The organism is Streptomyces sp. NPDC012637 (assembly GCF_042954805.1).
Taxonomy (GTDB): domain Bacteria; phylum Actinomycetota; class Actinomycetes; order Streptomycetales; family Streptomycetaceae; genus Streptomyces.
The window spans coordinates 708491-725254 of sequence record NZ_JBIBDS010000001.1 but is presented as its reverse complement, the minus strand read 5'-3'; the positions used below and the strand labels follow the sequence as shown (position 1 = coordinate 725254).

Sequence of the window (16764 nt, the reverse complement as noted above, 5' to 3'; positions counted from 1 at the left end):
TCCGCGGGCGGTCAGGGGTACGGCGGGATCAGCGGAAGCGGCGCCGGTACTGGGCGGGAGTGGTTCCGAGGCGGCGCCGGAAGGAACGGTGCAGGCTCTCCACGGAACCGAGGCCGCTGAGGGCGGCGATCTCGGGCAGGCCGTGGCTGCTGTCCTGGAGCAGCCTGCGGGCGGCGTCCAGCCGGACGGACTCGACGTACGCGGTCGGAGTGGTGCCCGTACGCTCGCGGAACAGCCGGGAGAAGTGACGCACACTCAGGTGCAGCCGTGCGGACAGGGCTTCGGCCGACAGGTCCTCGGTGAGGTGCTCACCGATCCACACGCGCAGGTCGTCCAGCCGGTCGCCGGGCGCCGCGGGAGGCGCGAGCGGGGCGCTGAACTGGCTCTGACCGCCGGCACGTTTGACGTACATGACCATCGTCCGGGCGGCGGCCAGGGCGCGTTCGGGGCCGTGGTCCTCGGTGACCATGGCCAGGGCCATGTCCATCCCCGAGGCGATGCCGGCGCACGTCCACAGACGGCCTTGCCGGATGAAGATCGGATCCGGATCGACGGTGACGAGCGGGTGGTCGGCGGCCAGCCGCGCGGCCGTCCGCCAGTGGGTCGTGGCGGAACGGCCGTCCAGCAGGCCCGCCGCCGCCAGCAGGTGCGCGCCCGAACAGATGGAACCCAGCCTGGGGACGCCGGGTGCCGTTTCGCGCAGCCAGTCGGTGATCCCGCGGTCGACCATCGGCTCCACCTCGTGGCCGTGCACCCGGACGGCCCCCGACACGAGCAGGGTGTCCACGTCTCCGTCCACCTCGTCCAGGGTCAGGTCGGCCATCAGCCGGATCCCGCTGGAGGTGGTCACCGGCTCGCCCTGGGCCGTCGCGACGCGGACGGTGTAGCCGGGGCGGCCGGTGCCGGCGACCCGTGTGGCGACGGAGAACACCTCGGCCGGACCGGTGACGTTGAGCAGTTCGACGCCGGGGAAGGCCGCGATGACGACCCTGTGCGGTGGAAGCATGTGCCGATCATTCCGCCCCGCCCAGAGGGCCGCAATGACCATGTTCTGTCAGATCCGGACATGCGGCGCTCGGGCGCGGTGCCCGGTTGCCGGGCTCACCTCCCACCTCCGCGCGAAGGCGTCGGCGTGCGCCTCGACACGGACGGGCACGACGGGCGCCTCGACACAGGTGGGTGCGACTACGAAGCAATTCGGACGGAACAGGCCTGTGATTCGGTCCTGCGGCAGGCCTGGTTCGTCATAATGTTGCAGCTTCTGTCACATGGCGTCACCGATGGAATCTTTGTCCAGTCGGCTGATACACCTTTCCCCGCAGGCGTTACACCTCAGACGCCAGTGCGGTAGTCGTCGGTCCGGTCTGTGCCGGGCGTGGAAAGGGTGGGCATTGCTGGATACGTGCAACAGCCCACGCCGTGCCGGACACAGACTGCTCCACCTCGCCCTGGCCCAGTGCCGGGCGGCCCGTTCCACCCTCGCCCTGCGGGTTCACGGCAGGCCCGGAGGGTTGTTCCACCTCCGGCAGGGCCAGGTGGTGGCGGTCGAGACACCCGGTGCCCCAGGGGTGGAGGCGCTGCTGCTGCGCTCAGGACGGGTCAGTGCCGCGGACTGGTCGTCGCTGTCACCGACCGGAGCGCTCGAGCCGGGCGCCGAGCTCGTGGCGAGAGGACGCATCGGGGCGGCCGAACTGAAGGTGGTCACGATGATGGCCCTCCGGGACGCGGTCTTCGCCGTCGTCGCGGGGGAGACCGCCGAGTGCGTCGCCGTCAAGCAGGGCGGGCCGACCGTTCCCGCCGTCGGCGGCGAGGATCCGCTGAAGCTCCTGGAGGAGGCGGCCCGGAAGGTCGTCGGACTCGAAGCGCTGCCGCAGGCCGTTCTCCCCGACCGCGAGCGGGTCGTCGCCGGCCGCGGTGTGGTGGGGCCGGCCGAGGACCTGGCCCCGCACCGCAGGGAGATCCTCTTCCACGCCAACGGCAGGCGCACCGCACGCGACATCGCCTTCGTGGTGGGCCGCGGCGTCTACCAGGTCACGGTCGAGATCTCCCGGATGCTCGGCGAGGGGCTGCTGGAGCGAGCGGGCCGGGGCGAGGTGCTCGGCACGACGACGGCGTGGTCGGTCCCGGCACTCGAACCGCGGCGCGTGGCCGCCGCTCCGGACGCCGTGGACGAACGTACGGAGCTGCCGTACCGCGTCCCGGGCGCCAGCGGATTCACGACGAAGGCCCTCGTCACGGACCCGTCCGCGACGGGGTGAAGGGCCTCCGGACACGGAGTCGTACCCGAGCGGTGACGGGTGGGCCGCCGGCCCATGGCGCTCGGGGAAGTCAGGAACATGTGCGAAGGGAAACGAATGGACCATGAGGCGTTGACCGGGGAGATGAGAGGTCTCCGCGATCAGATCCCGGGAATCACCGACACGGCCCTGGCGGCCGTCGACGGACTGCTGATCGCTGCCGACATGGAGGACGGCATAGAACCCAACGGCCTCGCAGCCCTCGCCGCGGCCAGTCTCGGCCTCGCACGCCGCACGACCGGTGCGACCGGCCGTGGGGCTCTGCGCCGGACCGTGGCGTACGGCAGCTCCGGCTGCGCGGCGGTCTACGCGGTGGCCGACACGGCGCTGATGGTCGTCCTGGGCGACGAGGGGATGGACCTCGAGCGCCTGCACGTCGAATCCCAGCCCGTGTTGAAGCGTGTCGAGGCGATTCTGTCCGGAAGGAAGTGACGGCGATGGTGACGAAGCCCATGGTGCAGGGATTCTCGGACGCGATCCAGGGACTGGTGAAGGAGCTGCGGGCGGAGGCCCCGGACTGCGTGGCGGCCGGCGTGGTCGACATGGGGACGGGCATGCTCCTCTCGTACGAGACGATCGACAGCCACCCGCCCGAGGTCCTCGACCTGCTCGCGGGAGCCACGCTGGACCTCTTCCAGGGCCGCACCGTCGTCCTGATCGAGGACGTGTTCAAGGAGCGGCGCGGTGTCGACAGCACCCAGCACTACTTCCAGGAGATCCTGGTCAACAGCGCCAACCTGACACACCTGTTCATCCGCATGACCGAGAGTCAGGACGTCGTCGCGGTCGTCGTCTGCCGCAAGTCGGTGAACGTGGGCATGCTCTTCGCCCAGGCGCGGCGCGTGGTCAAGGCCTACGGGCTCTGACGGCATAGCGGACCCTGCCGGGACGAAACCGCCCCCACTGGCACGCGGACGCGTCCCGCGAGAGGGGGAGGACAGGGAGGGGGACGCTTCCGGGGTCGGCCCACGCCCTCGGTCCGGTCCGCCCGGACCGGGGGCGTGGGCCGTGGGCCGGCGATCACGAGCACATGCGGAGCCGGACCGCGGACGCGTGAACCCGGCAGCGGCTCCGACCGCGGCTGCGGTGGGGCGACGCTGCGGAGGCAGCGGGGAAGGGGCAGGTCGGAGTGCGTGGGGAGCGGTCCGGGAGGAAGATGGAGAGGTGTGGGGGCGACGCCGGTGGATCTGCCGGATGGTCAGCAACGGGATGTGAGCAGGATGGTTGACCGTGCAACGAGCAGTCGGGGCGCGGCCCGGGAACGCACGGAGCGTGACTCCCGAGCCTCCCGCACGGAGCGTGACTCCCGAGCCTCCCGCACGGAGCCTGACTCCCGCGCTGCCCGTGACTCCCGCGACAGCCGCCGTCACGACCGGCCCCGGCATCAGGTCCGCATCCCCGGCTTCGCGCGTGAGGGTGCGGAGATCGGTCTGGGCGACGCCGTCGCCCGGGCGACCAAGGCGGTCGGCATCCGGCCCTGCGGCGGCTGCGGCCGCCGCGCCGAGGCGCTGAACAGGTGGATGACGATCGGCGGCGAACACGACCGCTGACGGGCGGCAGGCCTCGTCCGCGCAGCAGGAGTTCGCCGGGCGCGTTCGCACGGCAGGGCCCACGGGGCGCGCCCGCGAGGCACGGCTCCACCGGGCGCGCCCGCACGGCAGGACCTCATCGAACGCCGCCGCGCGTTCCGGGCTGACGGCCCGACAGAGTGTGCGTGAGGAGTGACCGATGGACGCCGAGATCACCGACACCGTCATCGCCACCGGCCCCCCGCCGGAGGCCGAGGTACGGCCCTCGCCGCCGGCCCCCGCTTCCGCTTCCCCTCCCGCCCTTCCCACGCTCGACCCGGAGGACTTCCGGCCCGCGAGCGCCGTCGACGAAGCCATTCCCACCGTGCCACGCGACACCGCCCAGGCCCGCTGCGGCTGTACCACGGCCGCCTCCCCGGGCGGCGAGGAGGGCGACGGCGGCACGACCCTCGGGTACGTCTACGCGTTGGGGCGCGTCCACGCCCTGTTCCCCGACCTCTCCGTCCAGCACGAGTACTTCCAGGCGGCCGGTGCCGGAGGGAGGACCGACAGCACGGACGCCGAGGCCCTGTACCGCGTCCTCTCCGACCCGGAGAACCGATACATCGCCCGGCAGATGTGCTTCGTGCTCTCCGTCGAGGGCGTCGAGACCCACATCCTGAGGCCGGCCGACCAGACCGAACTGGACGAGCTCGTGGAGGCCCTGCGCCCGGTCAGGGACAACCGCGACCTGGCCGTGGTCGTCGGATACCTCGGCCCGGTCGCGCCTCCCGGCGCCTGCCAGGGGCTCTCCCTCACCCAGGTGAGCGTCGAGAAGGTCTGGGCCTTCGACCGCAAGGAGCTGATCAAGGCGATCGAGCGCCGCGTCGACGTCTCCAAGAAGGAGTTCGAGAGGGGAGCGCGGGACACGCTCGACCGGCTGCTCCAGCTCGGCAACAACGCCGGCACCCTGCCGACCGAGCGGGCCGTCAACCACCTGACGGTCAGGTCCCAGGAGATCTACCAGACGTGCCACGAGAGGCGCGACGAGGGCTACGTCCTCTCCGGGGTGGAGGCCGGTCCATCCCGGCTCAGCACCCGGTCGCAGACCGTCGTCACGGTCGTGTTCTCCTACACCCACCGTCAGACCAACGTCGTCGTGCGGTCCTTCGCCCGCGTCGACGTCACGGGGCTCTTCCCGCGCACGGTGACCTCGTTCCAGGACTACTACCACCGGTAACCGAGACAGAAGGAGGCGAACGGACATGCGTATCCCCGGATTCGCCGTCGAGTCGCCGGCACGCGACGCGACCGCCGGTGACCGAGTCCACCCCCAGTTCTTCACCTGCGAGGAGGAACTGGCACCGGTGTGCCGCCACCGGTGCAAGGGCGCCCACAACCCGCGCGCGTGCGTGCGGCGGTGCCTGGACAAGGCCTGCTCGGAGAAGTGGTGACCGCGATGCGCACCCCCGGATTCGAGCGCCCCGTCGTCGGGACGCGTCCGGCCCCGGAGGCGCCGGAACCCGACCGGCTGTTCCCGCAGCTGGAGTCCTACTGCTCGCGCGAGTGCCGTGTGGAATGCGGCTTCAGCCACGAGTACGGCTCACCGGAATGGGCCGAGTGCTTCGACTCCTGCATGGACACGTGCCGCTGACCGAGCAGCGGCCGTCACCACCTCGCGCGGAGGTGACCCGACATGGGCCTCCCGGGATTCACCCGAAACCCACCGGTCGCCGCACCCGGCGACCGACTCGTCCCCCAGCACTTCACGTGCGAGGAGGAGCACGGGCCGTACTGCGAGATCGTCTGCGAGCACTCCGGGAACCCCCGGTGCTTCGGCGAGTGCATCAGGCGGGTCTGCTACACCGACCGGGGAGCGAGGTGACGCGGAGGGAGCGAGACGGCGCACAAGGACCGAGACGACCTGCCGGGCCCGGGATGGCCTGGCGAGCCCCCGAGATGGCCCGGCAGGACCGAGACGACCTGCGGGACCGAGTCGACCCGGCAGGACCGACAAGACCTGCCGGACCGAGAAGACCTGCCGGACCGAGTCGACCCGGCAGGACCGAGACGACCTGCGGGACCGAGATGGCCCGGCAGGACCGAGACGACCTGCGGGACCGAGTCGACCCGGCAGGACCGACAAGACCCGCCGGACCGAGATGACCCGGCGGGACCGAGACGACGCAGGGGTGCCCATGGACCTCCTGGACCTGGTCGGCCTCACGCCCGTCATGGCGCGGACCACCGGCCGGGCCTCGGTCGTGGTCGGTCTGATCGACGGCCGCGTCGCCCTGGACCACCCGGCCTTCGCCGGCCGTGCGGTCCGGGAACTGAGGCCCACCGGCGGTACGGGGGCCTGTCGCGGCGGCGACGTGTGCTGCGCGCACGGCACCGCCGTGGCCGGGCTCATCGCCGGGAGCCGGGGCGTCTGTCCCGGCTGCACCCTGCTGTCCCGGCCCCTGTTCGCGGACCGGCCGGCCGACGGCGGTCCCGCGACCTGTCTGACGGGCGTACGGACCGGGGAGCTGGCCGAGGCGATCGTCGAGATCGTCGACGCGGGTGTCCACGTCCTGAACCTCAGCATGGCGCAGCCGGCGCCCTCCGCCGTCCGTGACCACGCGCTGGAGGGCGCCCTCGACCACGCCGCGGCCCGGGGCGTGATCGTCGTGGTCGCCGCGGGGAACCAGGGCCGGCTGGGCGGCGCCGTGCTCACCGACCACCCGTGGGCGATCCCGGTGACCGCGTACGACCGCGCCGGCCGCCCCATGACCCGGTCCAACCGGGGCGCGTCCATCGGCCGCCACGGCGTCGGTGCCCCCGGCGACCGGGTCCCGGGCCCGGGGCTCGACGGCCGCACCCTCGTCCTGAGCGGTACGAGCGCCGCCGCGCCCTTCGTCACGGGGGCGGTCGCCCTCCTCCGCTCGGCCTTCCCGAAGGCCGGTCCGGCGGCCGTGCGGTACGCGGTCACGCACGGGCCCGTCCGACGGCGCTCGGTGACGCCGCCGCTGCTCGACGCCTGGGCCGCGTACACGGCACTCCGGGCGATGCCGGTGTGACGGGCGGACTCCCACCGGGCCGGTCGAAGGCCGGCCACCGCACCGGCCACGCGCTGGCCACGGCACCAGCCACCAGTCCCAAGCCACCAGCACCGCACCGACCACGGAGACATCATGAACGCCGCCGGCCCCGACACCTCCCGTGACTACCTCAAGCGCACGGCCGAACCGGTCCGTGAGCACCTGTCCGCCGCCACCGAGCTCCAGACCTTCCTGGCGGGTGCCGGCGACCTCACCCTGGACCAGCGGCTGCTCCTCGTCGACCAGGCCCTGGTGCTGATGGAGGGCAACTACGTCCATCTGCCCCTGAAGATCGCGATGCACGCCGTCAACCCCGTGCAGCGGCTGCGGCTCATCCGCCGCGAGCTGGAACAGCAGACCCCCGAGACGATGGAACCGGAGTGGGCCTTCCACGCGCAGATGGCGCAGGTCTTCCACTCGGTCCGCGACCTGCACACCAACTACCGGCTGCCCGAGCCCTTCGCGAGGAAGATCGCCTTCCTTCCGTTCCGGGTCGAGGAGTGCACCGACGGACCGGAACCCCGCTTCCTGGTCACCCGCATCACCCAGGGCTTCTCCGCCCCCGGCTTCGTACCGGGCGTCGAGATCACCCACTGGAGCGGCATCCCCATCGAGCGGGCCGTGGAGCTGAACGCGGCCCGGTTCGCCGGGAGCAACGCGGCGGCGCGCCGCAGCCGCGGCGTCCAGTCGCTGACCGTGCGCTCGCTCTCGGCCCATCTGCCGCCGTTCGAGGAGTGGGTGACCGTCAGCTACACGGACACCGACGGCGTCGCGCGCGAGCTGCGGCAGAACTGGCAGATCGTGGACAACCTCCCGCCGTTGCCCGCCCCGAGCGGTGACGCCGCGCTCGTGATGGGCGTCGACGACGAGTCCGAGGAGATCGGCCGGGCCAACATCATGCTCTTCGCCCCGCACGTGGTCGCACGGCAGCGGGCCGTGGACGCGGGGCAGTCGCCCACCGCCGCGGCGGGCGAGATCGTGAGCACGATGCCGCAGGTCTTCACCGCCCGTACCGTCGACACCCCGTCGGGCACCTTCGGTCACCTCCGCATCCACACCTTCAGCGTCCGAGACGTCGAACCCTTCGTCGAGGAGTTCCTCCGGCTCGTGGGCGCGCTGCCGCAGAACGGGCTGATCCTCGACGTACGCGACAACGGCGGCGGCCTGGTCTGGGCGTCCGAGCTCACCCTCCAGACACTGACGCCGCACCGGATCGCACCGGAGCCGTTCCAGTTCATCAACACGCCGCTCAACCTGCGGCTGTGCCGCAACCACGCCAGTCTCAGGCCCTGGCTGGAGTCCATGGAGCAGGCCGTCGAACTCGGCGCCGCCTTCTCCGCCGCCGTACCCCTCACCCCGGAGGGACCCGCCAACGCGATCGGCCAGCGCTACTTCGGCCCGGTCGTGCTCATCACCAACGCGCGCTGCTACTCCGCCACCGACATGTTCGCCGCGGGCTTCCAGGACCACCGGATCGGCACCGTGCTCGGCACCGACGACAACACCGGGGCCGGCGGCGCCAACGTCTGGGCGCACGACGACATCATCGAGTTCTTCCCGATCCCCGACAGCCCGTACCGTCCGCTGCCGAACGGAGCGGGCATGCGCGTGGCGATCCGCAGGTCCCTGCGGGTCGGCGAACGCGCCGGCACGCCGCTGGAGGACCTCGGCGTCGTACCGGACGAGCGCCACCGGATGACCCGGCGGGACCTGCTGCAGGGCAACGTCGACCTCCTGGCACGCGCCGGTGAACTCCTCAAGGCCCGGCCCGTCCGCGAGCTGACCATCACCGACGCCACGCGTGCCGACGGCTCGCTCCGCCTGAAGCTCAGGACGGCCAACGTCGACCGCGTGGACGTCTACCTCGACCGGCGTCCCCGTACCTCCGTGGACGTCCCCGACGGTCAGGTCGAGGTCACGGTCCCCGGAGCCACCGGCGCCGGTTCGGTGCGGGTCGACGGCTTCGCCGAGGGCGAGCTCGTCGCCGGCCGCACCGAGCGGCTCTGAGGACACGCCCCAGGGCCCGTCCGGCGCCGTCCGGCGTCAGGCGGCACGGGCGAGGGCGTCGCGGGCGGCCTTCTCGGCCGTGGTGCGGTCCTCCGGGACCAGACCGATGCGGGTGCGCCGGTCGAGGAGGTCGGAGGTGTCGAGTGCGCCCTCGTGCCGGACGGCCCACAGCAGTTCGGCGCCGGTCACCGGGTGGCCGGGCACCACGGGCCGGGCGAGGTCCGGGTCCTGCGCGCCGAGCGCGTGGACGGCCGGCGCCTCGGAGCCGTAGCGGTGCACGAGGCGCGCCGGGACGTCGAGCCCGGCGAGGGTCCGCGGCGCGGCGGCGCCGACCAGGGGCACCGACGCGGTGCGGCACGGGCCGGCGGTGAGGCCCCGGGCGGCCACGGCCGCGTCGACGGCGTCCTGGGCCATGCGCCGGTAGGTGGTCAGCTTGCCGCCGACGACGGTGACGACGCCGTCGGCCGAGGTGAGCACGGCGTGCTTGCGGGAGATGTCGGCGGTCCGGCCGGCGGCGTCCTGGGTGTCGAGCAGGGGGCGCAGTCCGGCGAAGGCACCGACCACGTCGGCGCGCTGGAGGGTGACGTCGAGCGCCGAGCCGAGGACGTCGAGCAGGAAGCCGATGTCGGTCTCGGGGACGTCCGGCACGTCGGGGACGGCTCCGTCGACGGGCTCGTCGGTGAGGCCGACGTAGACGCGCCCGTCGCCCTGGGGGAGGACCAGGACGAAGCGGTTGGTCTCGCCGGGGATCGGGATGTGCAGCCCGGCGGAGAGCCGCCCGAGGTCCTCGGAGCGCAGGACGAGATGGGTGCCGCGCGAGGGCCGCAGGCGTACGTCGTCGACGAGGCCGCCCGCCCAGACCCCGGTCGCGTTCACGACCGCGCGGGCGCGGATGCTCAGCTCCTGGCCGGTGGTCTCGTCGCGGACCAGAGCGCCGTCGCGGTGGAGCTCCAGGGCACGGGTGCGGGTGAGGACGCGGGCGCCGTGGGCGGCCGCGGTGCGGGCGATCGCGGTCACCAGGCGTGCGTCGTCGGAGAGCCGGCCGTCCCAGGAGAGCAGTCCGCCGCGCAGCCCGGTGGGGCGCAGCGCCGGGGCGAGGTGGCGGGTCTCGACGGCGGACAGCGCGCGCGGCCGGGGCAGCGTGCCGCGCGAGGTGCGGGCGGAGACGCGCAGCAGGTCGCCCGCGACGAAGCCGGCGCGGGCGAGGGCCGCCTGGCCCCGGCTCACGAGCGGGGTGAGGGGCAGGACGAAGGGCTGGGGGCGGACCAGGTGCGGCGCGGTGCGCTCCATGAGGATGCCGCGCTCGACGGCGCTCTCGTGCGCCACGTCGAGCTGTCCCGACGCGAGGTAGCGCAGCCCGCCGTGGATCAGCTTGGAGCTCCAGCGGGACGTGCCGAACGCGAGGTCGTGGGCGTCGATCGCGACCACGCTGAGGCCGCGGGTGGCCGCGTCCAGGGCCGCTCCGGCCCCGGTGGCGCCGAGACCGACGACCAGGACGTCGACCACGCCGTCGACGCCGTCCGCGCCGTCGGCGAGCCGTTCCAGTTCGCGTCGGCGCCGCTCGGCGTCGAGCGAGGAGCCGGGCAGGGCGGCGCCGCCCGCGGGGTTCGGGGTGCTGCTCGTGGGGTTCATGGCGTGAGGGTCCTCTCCAGCAGGGTGCGCAGCTCGTCGAGGAAGGCGGCTTCGCTCAGTTCGGGATCGGTCTCGTCGGTCATGGTGCGCAGCGAGAGAGTGAAGGACTGCACGACGAGCAGCAGGGACCGGGCCTGCAGGTCCGTCCGTACGCGGCGCACGGAACCGTCCTCGTGGCCTTCGTCCAGCGCGGTGGTGAGCAGCCCGAGCAGGGCGTCCTGGCTGGCGCCGCGGCGGTCGAGGACGTACGGCAGCAGCAGTTCCGGGTCGACGTCGATGATCTTGTGGAACAGCGGGTGGCTCCGGAACGCGGCGACTCCCGCGACCATCCCCTGGACGATCCGCTCCCGTGCGGGCCTGGCGTCGCCGTCCGTGTCGCCGTCGAGGCCGCCGTCGGCGTCGGGCGGCATGGCGCCCGCGGCGACGGCGATCCACTCACGGGTCATCAGGTCGCCGACCAGGGTGCGCACGTCGGGCCACCGCCGGTACAGCGTCATCCGGGACACGCCCGCGCGCCGGGCGACGTCGGTCAGGGTCGTGCGGCGTACGCCGACGGCGAGCACGCAGTCGCGGGCGGCGTCGAGCACGGGATCTGCGTCCGTATGGTTGTGACGAATGGGCGTCATCTGTCACAGTGTAATGCCAGTGCGGGCCGAGCGGCAGCGCCGTCCGTGAAACAGACCGTGAGGACCATTCGAATGGACATGTTGTGGAGCGGCTGGGGCGACCCGGCCAAGGCGGCGCCGCTGCCCGACGCGGTGACCGGCCTCCTGCGGGACCTGCTCGGCGTCACCCCGCGCGAGAGCGGCCCGGCGACCCTCGATGCCGTCGAACCGCCCGCTCCCGCGCTCACCGACGAGGCGCTCACCGCGCTGCGCACGGCCGTCGCCGAGCCGGACGGCCTGCGTGACGACGCCGAGAGCCGCATCCGGCACACCCGCGGCAAGTCGACCCCCGACCTGCTGCGCATCCGCGCCGGCGAGGTCGACGACATCCCGGCCGCCGTCGTGCTCCCGGGCAGCCACGACGAGGTCCTCGCCGTGCTGCGCGCCTGCGCCGAGCACGGCCTCGCCGCCGTTCCGTTCGGCGGCGGCACCTCCGTCGTCGGCGGTCTCGCGCCCACCACGAAGCGCCCGTTCGTCGCGCTCGACCTGCGCCGCCTCGACCGGCTGGTCGCCGTCGACGAGGTGTCCCGCACCGCGACGCTGCAGCCCGGCCTGCGCGGCCCGCAGTGCGAGGCGCTGCTCAACGAGCAGGGCTGGACCCTCGGGCACTTCCCGCAGTCGTTCGAATGGGCCACCGTCGGCGGCTTCGCCGCGGCCCGCTCCAGCGGCCAGGCCTCCGCCGGCTACGGCCGCTTCGACGAGATGGTCCTCGCCCTCACGGTCGCCACGCCCGAGGGCACGCTGGAGCTCGGCCGGGCCCCGCGCTCGGCCGCCGGCCCCGACCTGCGCCAGCTCATCCTCGGCTCCGAGGGCGCCCTCGGCGTGATCACCGCCGTGACCGTGCGCGTCCGCCCGCTGCCGGACGAGCGGATCTACGAGGGCTGGCGCTTCGCCTCCTTCGAGGCCGGCACCGCGGCACTCCGCCGGCTCGCACAGGACGGCCCCCGGCCCACCGTGCTGCGCCTCTCCGACGAGTCGGAGACCTTCGTCGGACTGGCCCAGCCGGACGCCATCGGCAGCACCGAACTCCCGCAGAACCCGGGCTGCATGGCGATCGTCGGCTACGAGGGCACCGAGGCGGACACCGCCGCCCGCCGCGCCGCCGCCCGCGAGGTCCTGCTCGCCTGCGACGGCGAGTACCTCGGCGAGGCGCCCGGCGACAAGTGGGAGCACGGCCGCTACAACGCGCCCTACCTGCGCGACGCCCTCCTCGACGCCGGCGCCTTCGCCGAGACGCTGGAGACGGCCGCCTTCTGGTCCGCGATCCCCGGCCTGTACACGGCGGTGCGCGACGCGCTGACCAGCACGCTCACCGAGGCCGGCACCCCGCCGCTGGTCATGTGCCACATCTCGCACACGTACGAGAACGGCGCCTCGCTCTACTTCACCGTCGTCTCGGCGCAGGGCGAGGACCCGGTCGCGCACTGGGCGCCGGCGAAGCGCGCGGCCAACGACGCGATCCTGGCGGCGGGCGGCACCATCAGCCACCACCACGGCGTCGGCACCGACCACCGGGACGGCTACGTCCGCGAGATCGGCCCGCTCGGCATCCGTATGCTGCAGGCGGTCAAGGCCGAGGTGGACCCGTCGGGCGTCCTCAACCCCGGAATCCTCGTCCCGCTCCGCTGAGCCTGCCGTGCGCCGAGCCGGGCCGCTCGCCCGGCCGGCCGTGCGCCGAGCCCGGCCGTGCGCCGCGCTCGTCGTCGGCCGGGCTCGGCGTCCGCTGCACCCTGCCTTCCGCTGCACCCCGCCGTCCGCTGAACCCCCTCGTCCGCCGCTTCGTCTGCCGCCCGGAGGCCTGACCCATGCGACAGTTCACCGCCGTCGTCAACCCCACCGCCGGGGGTTCCAGTGGCACGGCGGGCCTGCTCCCGCTGGCCCGGCTCCTCAGGGAGGCGGGCGCGCGGCTCGACACCGTCTACAGCCGCAGCCTGGAGCACGCGCGGGAGATCGCCCGCGACGCCGGTGCGCGCGGCCACGTCGTGCTCGCCGTCGGCGGCGACGGCATGGCCGGCTGCGTCGGCGGCGCGCTCAGCGGCACGGACACGGTGTTCGGCCTGGTGCCCGCGGGCCGCGGCAACGACTTCGCCCGGGCCCTCGGGCTGCCCACCGACGCACCGCGGCTCGCCGAGGTGCTGCTCGAGGGCACGCCCCGGGCCGTCGACACGATCGAGGTGGAGTCCGCGGCACACGACCGGGTCTGCGTCCTCGGGAGCGTGTACGCGGGCGTCGACGCCGTGGCCAACCGCCATGCCAACGACTCCCGGCTGCTGCGGGGCGCGGCGTCGTACTACGTCGGAGGCCTCCGGGCGGTCCTCGCCTGGAAGCCCGCCGCGTACCGGCTCACCATCGACGGGGAACGGCACGAGCGCACCGGCTACACCGTGGTCGCGGCGAACTCCGGCTTCTACGGCTTCGGCCGGAACATCGCGCCGGGCGCACGGCTCGACGACGGTCTCCTCGACGTCGTGGTGATCAAGGCGGCGCCGAAGCGCCACTTCTTCGCCATGATGAACGAGCTGAAGACGGGCGCGCACCTGGAGCGACCTCAGGTCGAGATCCTGCGCGGCAAGGAGATCCGGATCGAGGCCGACCGCCCGCTGCCGTACGGGGCGGACGGCGAGGTCGACGCCACCCTGCCGGTGACGGTCCGCGTACGGCCGGCCGCCCTCAACGTCCTGGCTCCCTAGCAGGCCGTTTCTCCCGAACCAGGGCCAGGCACCGCGGACCCGGACAGGATCCGGAAGAGACGGCTTGGGGCCCGCCCGGTGGAGCGGGGCGGCCGGACAGGTCGTCGGGCCCGTCCGGCGGCCTGTCCGGGTTCAGGCGGGCGGGGTCGGGGCCAGGACCACGAAGTCCGCGTTCGACGGGTCGAGACAGACGGCGAGCCGGCCCACGCCCTCGGCGTCGGCCGGTCCCATCTGCACGGTGCCGCCGTTCGCCGTCACCGCCGCGGCCGCCGCGTCGCAGTCGTCGACGGCGAACACCGGGTGCCAGTAGGGGCGCCCGCCGGCCACCGCCAAGTCGTCCTCCGAGAGCTCCATGAGACCGCCCTGCATCCGCTCCTCGGGCAGTCCGGCGGGCGTGATCAGGGTGTACGTGCCACCGCCGCCCGGCAGGTCCATGTCGCCGAACCGCCAGCCGAAGACGCCGCCGTAGAACTCCCGCGCCGCGGCGGCGTCGCTCGTGTACAGCTCGGTCCAGTTGAGCGAGCCCGGCTTGTCGACCAGCTCCACGCCCGTGTCCGTGCCCGGCTGCCAGACGGCGAACTGGCCGCCCAGCGGATCGCTGTACTGGGCCATCCGGCCCCACTCGCCCAGGTCGCGCGGCGCCACCCGCACCGTGCCGCCCGCCGCCTCGACGGCCTCCGTCGTCGCGTCCGCGTCGGTGACCGTGTAGTAGATCATCCAGGCCGAGCGCGCGCCCTCCTCCGTGAGTCTGCCGAGGCCCGCGACGAGCTTGCCGTCCTTCCGGAACATGCCTCCCTCCATGTCCTCGCTCTCTTCCATCGGCTCGTAGTCCCATCCGAGGACCGCGCCGTAGAAGTCGGCGGCGGCGCGGACGTCGGGCGCGCCGAGGTCGAGCCAGCAGGGGGTGCCGGGGGTGAAGTCCGTGGTGATCATGGGCGTGGCCTTTCGCGGATGTGCGGGCTGAGGGGCGGGCGCTCGCGGGATCCCGCGGTGTTCCGCGGTTTTCGCGAGCGCTTGTCCGTCTTGAGGGTTTGTGAGTCTCCTGCGGTCGTTCGTCCGTACGGCCACAGCCTGACATCCGCCACTGACGGCCGCCCCCCGGCCGTCAGCGTCCGCAGGTCGTGCCCGGCCCCACCTTCGTGAGGTGCACCAGATAGTCCTCGACCTTCCGGTCGACGCAGGCGTCGCGGCCGTAACCGGTGTGGCCCGCGGCCTCGTACGACAGCAGCATGCCGCCGGGGAACTGCCGGGCCAGGCTCACCGCCTCCTCGTACGGCGTGGCCGGGTCGCCCGCCGTGCCCACGACCAGGACCGGCGGCACGCCCGGTGCGTTCACCCGGTGCGGGCGCTGCGGTCCGGCGGGCCAGTCCTTGCAGACCAGCTCACCGGTCAGCCCGCTGGTGCCGTACGCGCCCGCCGCGCGGTCGGCGGGCGCCAGGGCGTCCCAGTAGGCGCGCTCGTCGCGCGGGTGCGGAACGTCGAGGCAGTTGACCGCGATCAGGGCTGCGTCGCTGTTGTCCTCGGGCACGGACTCGGCGGACGGGGCGCCCGTGTCACCGTCCGTCGACTCGTCCTCCTGGCCTCCCTCCTGCTCCTGAGCCTCCTCCTCGTCCTCGGGCCGGGTGTCGTCGCCCGCCGCGAGGTCCGCCAGCTTCGTGCCGTCGCCGCCGTCCGCCGCGCGCAGCGCCTCGGACAGGGCCTCCCACTGCGCCTCCGGCGTGTACATGGACAGGCTGAGCGCGGACACCAGCGTCGCCGCGTCCAGGCCCGCCTCGGAACCGTCGACCGGCAGCGGCTCGCGCTGCGTTCGCTCCAGGAGGCGGTCGATCAGCGCCCGCACCTCCCCGGGCGTGGCGCCGGGACAGCGGTCGCCCACCGTGTCGGCGCAGGTCTGCGCGTAGTCCTCGACCGCGTCCCGGAAGCCCGTGGCCTGGCTCAGCATCCGCTGCCGCCAGTCGAGCGACGGGTCGACCGCCCCGTCCAGGACCATCGCCCGTACGCGGTGCGGGAACTGCTCGGCGTACGACGTGCCCAGGCTCGTCCCGTACGACCAGCCGACATAGGTCAGCTTCCGCTCGCCCAGCGCCGCCCTGAGCACGTCCAGGTCCCGCGCCGCGTCCACCGTACCGACGTGCGGGAGCAGCGGGCCGCTGGCCTTCCGGCAGGCGTCGGCGGTCGCCCGGGCCTCGGCCAGGACGTCGGCGCGCTCGGCGGCGGTACGGGGATGGAGCGGCGCACCGGACGCCTCGCCCGTGTCGCCGGACGCCTCGCCCGGACCATGCTCGGACTGCGAGCCGGACTCCGAGCCGGGTTCCGAATCGGTTCGCGGAGCGGACTGTTCGGGCGTGAGGCAGGTCAGGGCCGGCCTGCTCTCCCCGACCCCGCGCGGGTCGAAGGCCACGATGTCGAAGTGCTCGCGCACGCCCCGGCCCAGCTCGTCGGCCAGGCCGTCCATGAGCGCCTGGACGCCGCGCTCGCCCGGCCCGCCGGGGTTGTAGAGCAGGGCGCCCGTCCGCCGCCCGGTGGTGGCGGTGGCCGCCTTCGCGACCGGCAGCACGAAGGTCCTGCCGTCGCCGGGCCGGGAGTAGTCCATGGGCACGGTGAGCGAGGCGCAGGAGAAGTCGCCGCAGGGCTTCCAGTCCAGCTTCTGCCCGTAGAAGCGCCGCAGGTCGGGGCGTTCGGCCGGATCCACGGCGGCCCCGGCCCCCGGCCGCCCGGCGTCCGGGCCGGACCCAGCCGTGCACCCGGCGGCCAGGGAGGCGGCGCCGAGGACGGCGAGGGCGATGACGAGTGCCTGGCGGCGGCGGACGGCGGCGCGTATCACGAATTGCTCCCCTGAGTGGTCGGTCCGGGGAAGCTTCGCGCGCGGATGCTGAGGATTTCCT

General features: G+C 73.6%; 16 protein-coding genes. 11 read left to right on the top strand and 5 right to left on the bottom strand.

What is annotated here, in order from left to right; genetic code table 11:
- Nucleotides 1–28: 28 nt before the first annotated feature.
- A complete protein-coding gene (locus tag ACFY8W_RS03280; protein ID WP_391099554.1) occupies nucleotides 29–1006 on the bottom strand; it encodes a helix-turn-helix domain-containing protein in 978 nt (325 codons plus the stop codon).
- Nucleotides 1007–1391: 385 nt separating this feature from the next.
- Here ACFY8W_RS03280 and ACFY8W_RS03275 point away from each other — a divergent pair, with 385 nt between their 5' ends.
- The 9 genes from ACFY8W_RS03275 to ACFY8W_RS03235 all read left to right on the top strand — a co-directional run bounded on the left by ACFY8W_RS03275 (nucleotide 1392) and on the right by ACFY8W_RS03235 (nucleotide 8892).
- On the top strand, nucleotides 1392–2258 hold the full coding sequence (locus ACFY8W_RS03275) for a MarR family transcriptional regulator (RefSeq protein ID WP_391099552.1): 867 nt from the start codon (nucleotides 1392–1394) through the stop codon (nucleotides 2256–2258).
- A gap of 96 nt (nucleotides 2259–2354) precedes the next feature.
- Nucleotides 2355–2729, top strand: coding sequence for a roadblock/LC7 domain-containing protein (locus ACFY8W_RS03270; RefSeq protein ID WP_391099549.1), 375 nt, complete (start codon nucleotides 2355–2357; stop codon nucleotides 2727–2729).
- Nucleotides 2730–2734: 5 nt separating this feature from the next.
- Entirely contained in the window at nucleotides 2735–3163 is a 429-nt protein-coding gene (locus ACFY8W_RS03265) for a hypothetical protein (RefSeq protein ID WP_391099546.1), read from the top strand.
- Between the two features lie 354 nt (nucleotides 3164–3517).
- Nucleotides 3518–3847, top strand: a complete 330-nt coding sequence (locus tag ACFY8W_RS03260) for a hypothetical protein (protein WP_391099544.1) — start codon at nucleotides 3518–3520, stop codon at nucleotides 3845–3847.
- Nucleotides 3848–4025: 178 nt separating this feature from the next.
- Complete coding sequence (locus tag ACFY8W_RS03255; RefSeq protein WP_391099542.1) at nucleotides 4026–5045, top strand: hypothetical protein; 1020 nt, start codon at nucleotides 4026–4028, stop codon at nucleotides 5043–5045.
- Between the two features lie 25 nt (nucleotides 5046–5070).
- Nucleotides 5071–5259: a hypothetical protein gene (locus ACFY8W_RS03250; RefSeq protein ID WP_391099539.1), complete on the top strand. Its 189-nt coding sequence runs from the start codon at nucleotides 5071–5073 to the stop codon at nucleotides 5257–5259.
- Between the two features lie 5 nt (nucleotides 5260–5264).
- Complete coding sequence (locus ACFY8W_RS03245) at nucleotides 5265–5459, top strand: hypothetical protein (RefSeq protein WP_391099536.1); 195 nt, start codon at nucleotides 5265–5267, stop codon at nucleotides 5457–5459.
- Nucleotides 5460–6003: 544 nt separating this feature from the next.
- Nucleotides 6004–6864 carry a S8 family serine peptidase gene (locus tag ACFY8W_RS03240; protein ID WP_391099533.1) on the top strand — a complete coding sequence of 287 codons (861 nt, stop codon included), beginning with the start codon at nucleotides 6004–6006 and terminating at the stop codon, nucleotides 6862–6864.
- 114 nt (nucleotides 6865–6978) lie between these two features.
- Nucleotides 6979–8892 (top strand): S41 family peptidase, encoded by a 1914-nt coding sequence (locus ACFY8W_RS03235; protein WP_391099530.1) that lies wholly within the window; start codon nucleotides 6979–6981, stop codon nucleotides 8890–8892.
- A 36-nt stretch (nucleotides 8893–8928) separates the two neighbouring features.
- Here the strand turns inward: ACFY8W_RS03235 and ACFY8W_RS03230 are convergent, their stop codons facing one another.
- Together ACFY8W_RS03230 and ACFY8W_RS03225 are read right to left on the bottom strand one after the other, a co-directional pair.
- On the bottom strand, nucleotides 8929–10524 hold the full coding sequence (locus tag ACFY8W_RS03230) for an FAD-dependent oxidoreductase (protein ID WP_391099528.1): 1596 nt from the start codon (nucleotides 10522–10524) through the stop codon (nucleotides 8929–8931).
- Complete coding sequence (locus tag ACFY8W_RS03225; protein ID WP_391099525.1) at nucleotides 10521–11150, bottom strand: TetR family transcriptional regulator; 630 nt, start codon at nucleotides 11148–11150, stop codon at nucleotides 10521–10523. The genes ACFY8W_RS03230 and ACFY8W_RS03225 overlap by 4 nt, the downstream gene beginning before the upstream one ends.
- 72 nt (nucleotides 11151–11222) lie before the next feature.
- Here ACFY8W_RS03225 and ACFY8W_RS03220 point away from each other — a divergent pair, with 72 nt between their 5' ends.
- Both ACFY8W_RS03220 and ACFY8W_RS03215 read left to right on the top strand, forming a co-directional pair.
- Entirely contained in the window at nucleotides 11223–12818 is a 1596-nt protein-coding gene (locus ACFY8W_RS03220) for an FAD-linked oxidase C-terminal domain-containing protein (protein WP_391099524.1), read from the top strand.
- Between the two features lie 176 nt (nucleotides 12819–12994).
- Complete coding sequence (locus tag ACFY8W_RS03215; RefSeq protein ID WP_391099521.1) at nucleotides 12995–13879, top strand: YegS/Rv2252/BmrU family lipid kinase; 885 nt, start codon at nucleotides 12995–12997, stop codon at nucleotides 13877–13879.
- Between the two features lie 132 nt (nucleotides 13880–14011).
- Here the strand turns inward: ACFY8W_RS03215 and ACFY8W_RS03210 are convergent, their stop codons facing one another.
- Both ACFY8W_RS03210 and ACFY8W_RS03205 read right to left on the bottom strand, forming a co-directional pair.
- Nucleotides 14012–14812, bottom strand: coding sequence for a VOC family protein (locus ACFY8W_RS03210; protein ID WP_391099518.1), 801 nt, complete (start codon nucleotides 14810–14812; stop codon nucleotides 14012–14014).
- Between the two features lie 172 nt (nucleotides 14813–14984).
- A complete protein-coding gene (locus tag ACFY8W_RS03205) occupies nucleotides 14985–16703 on the bottom strand; it encodes an alpha/beta fold hydrolase (protein ID WP_391099516.1) in 1719 nt (572 codons plus the stop codon).
- Between the last annotated feature and the right edge of the window lie 61 nt (nucleotides 16704–16764).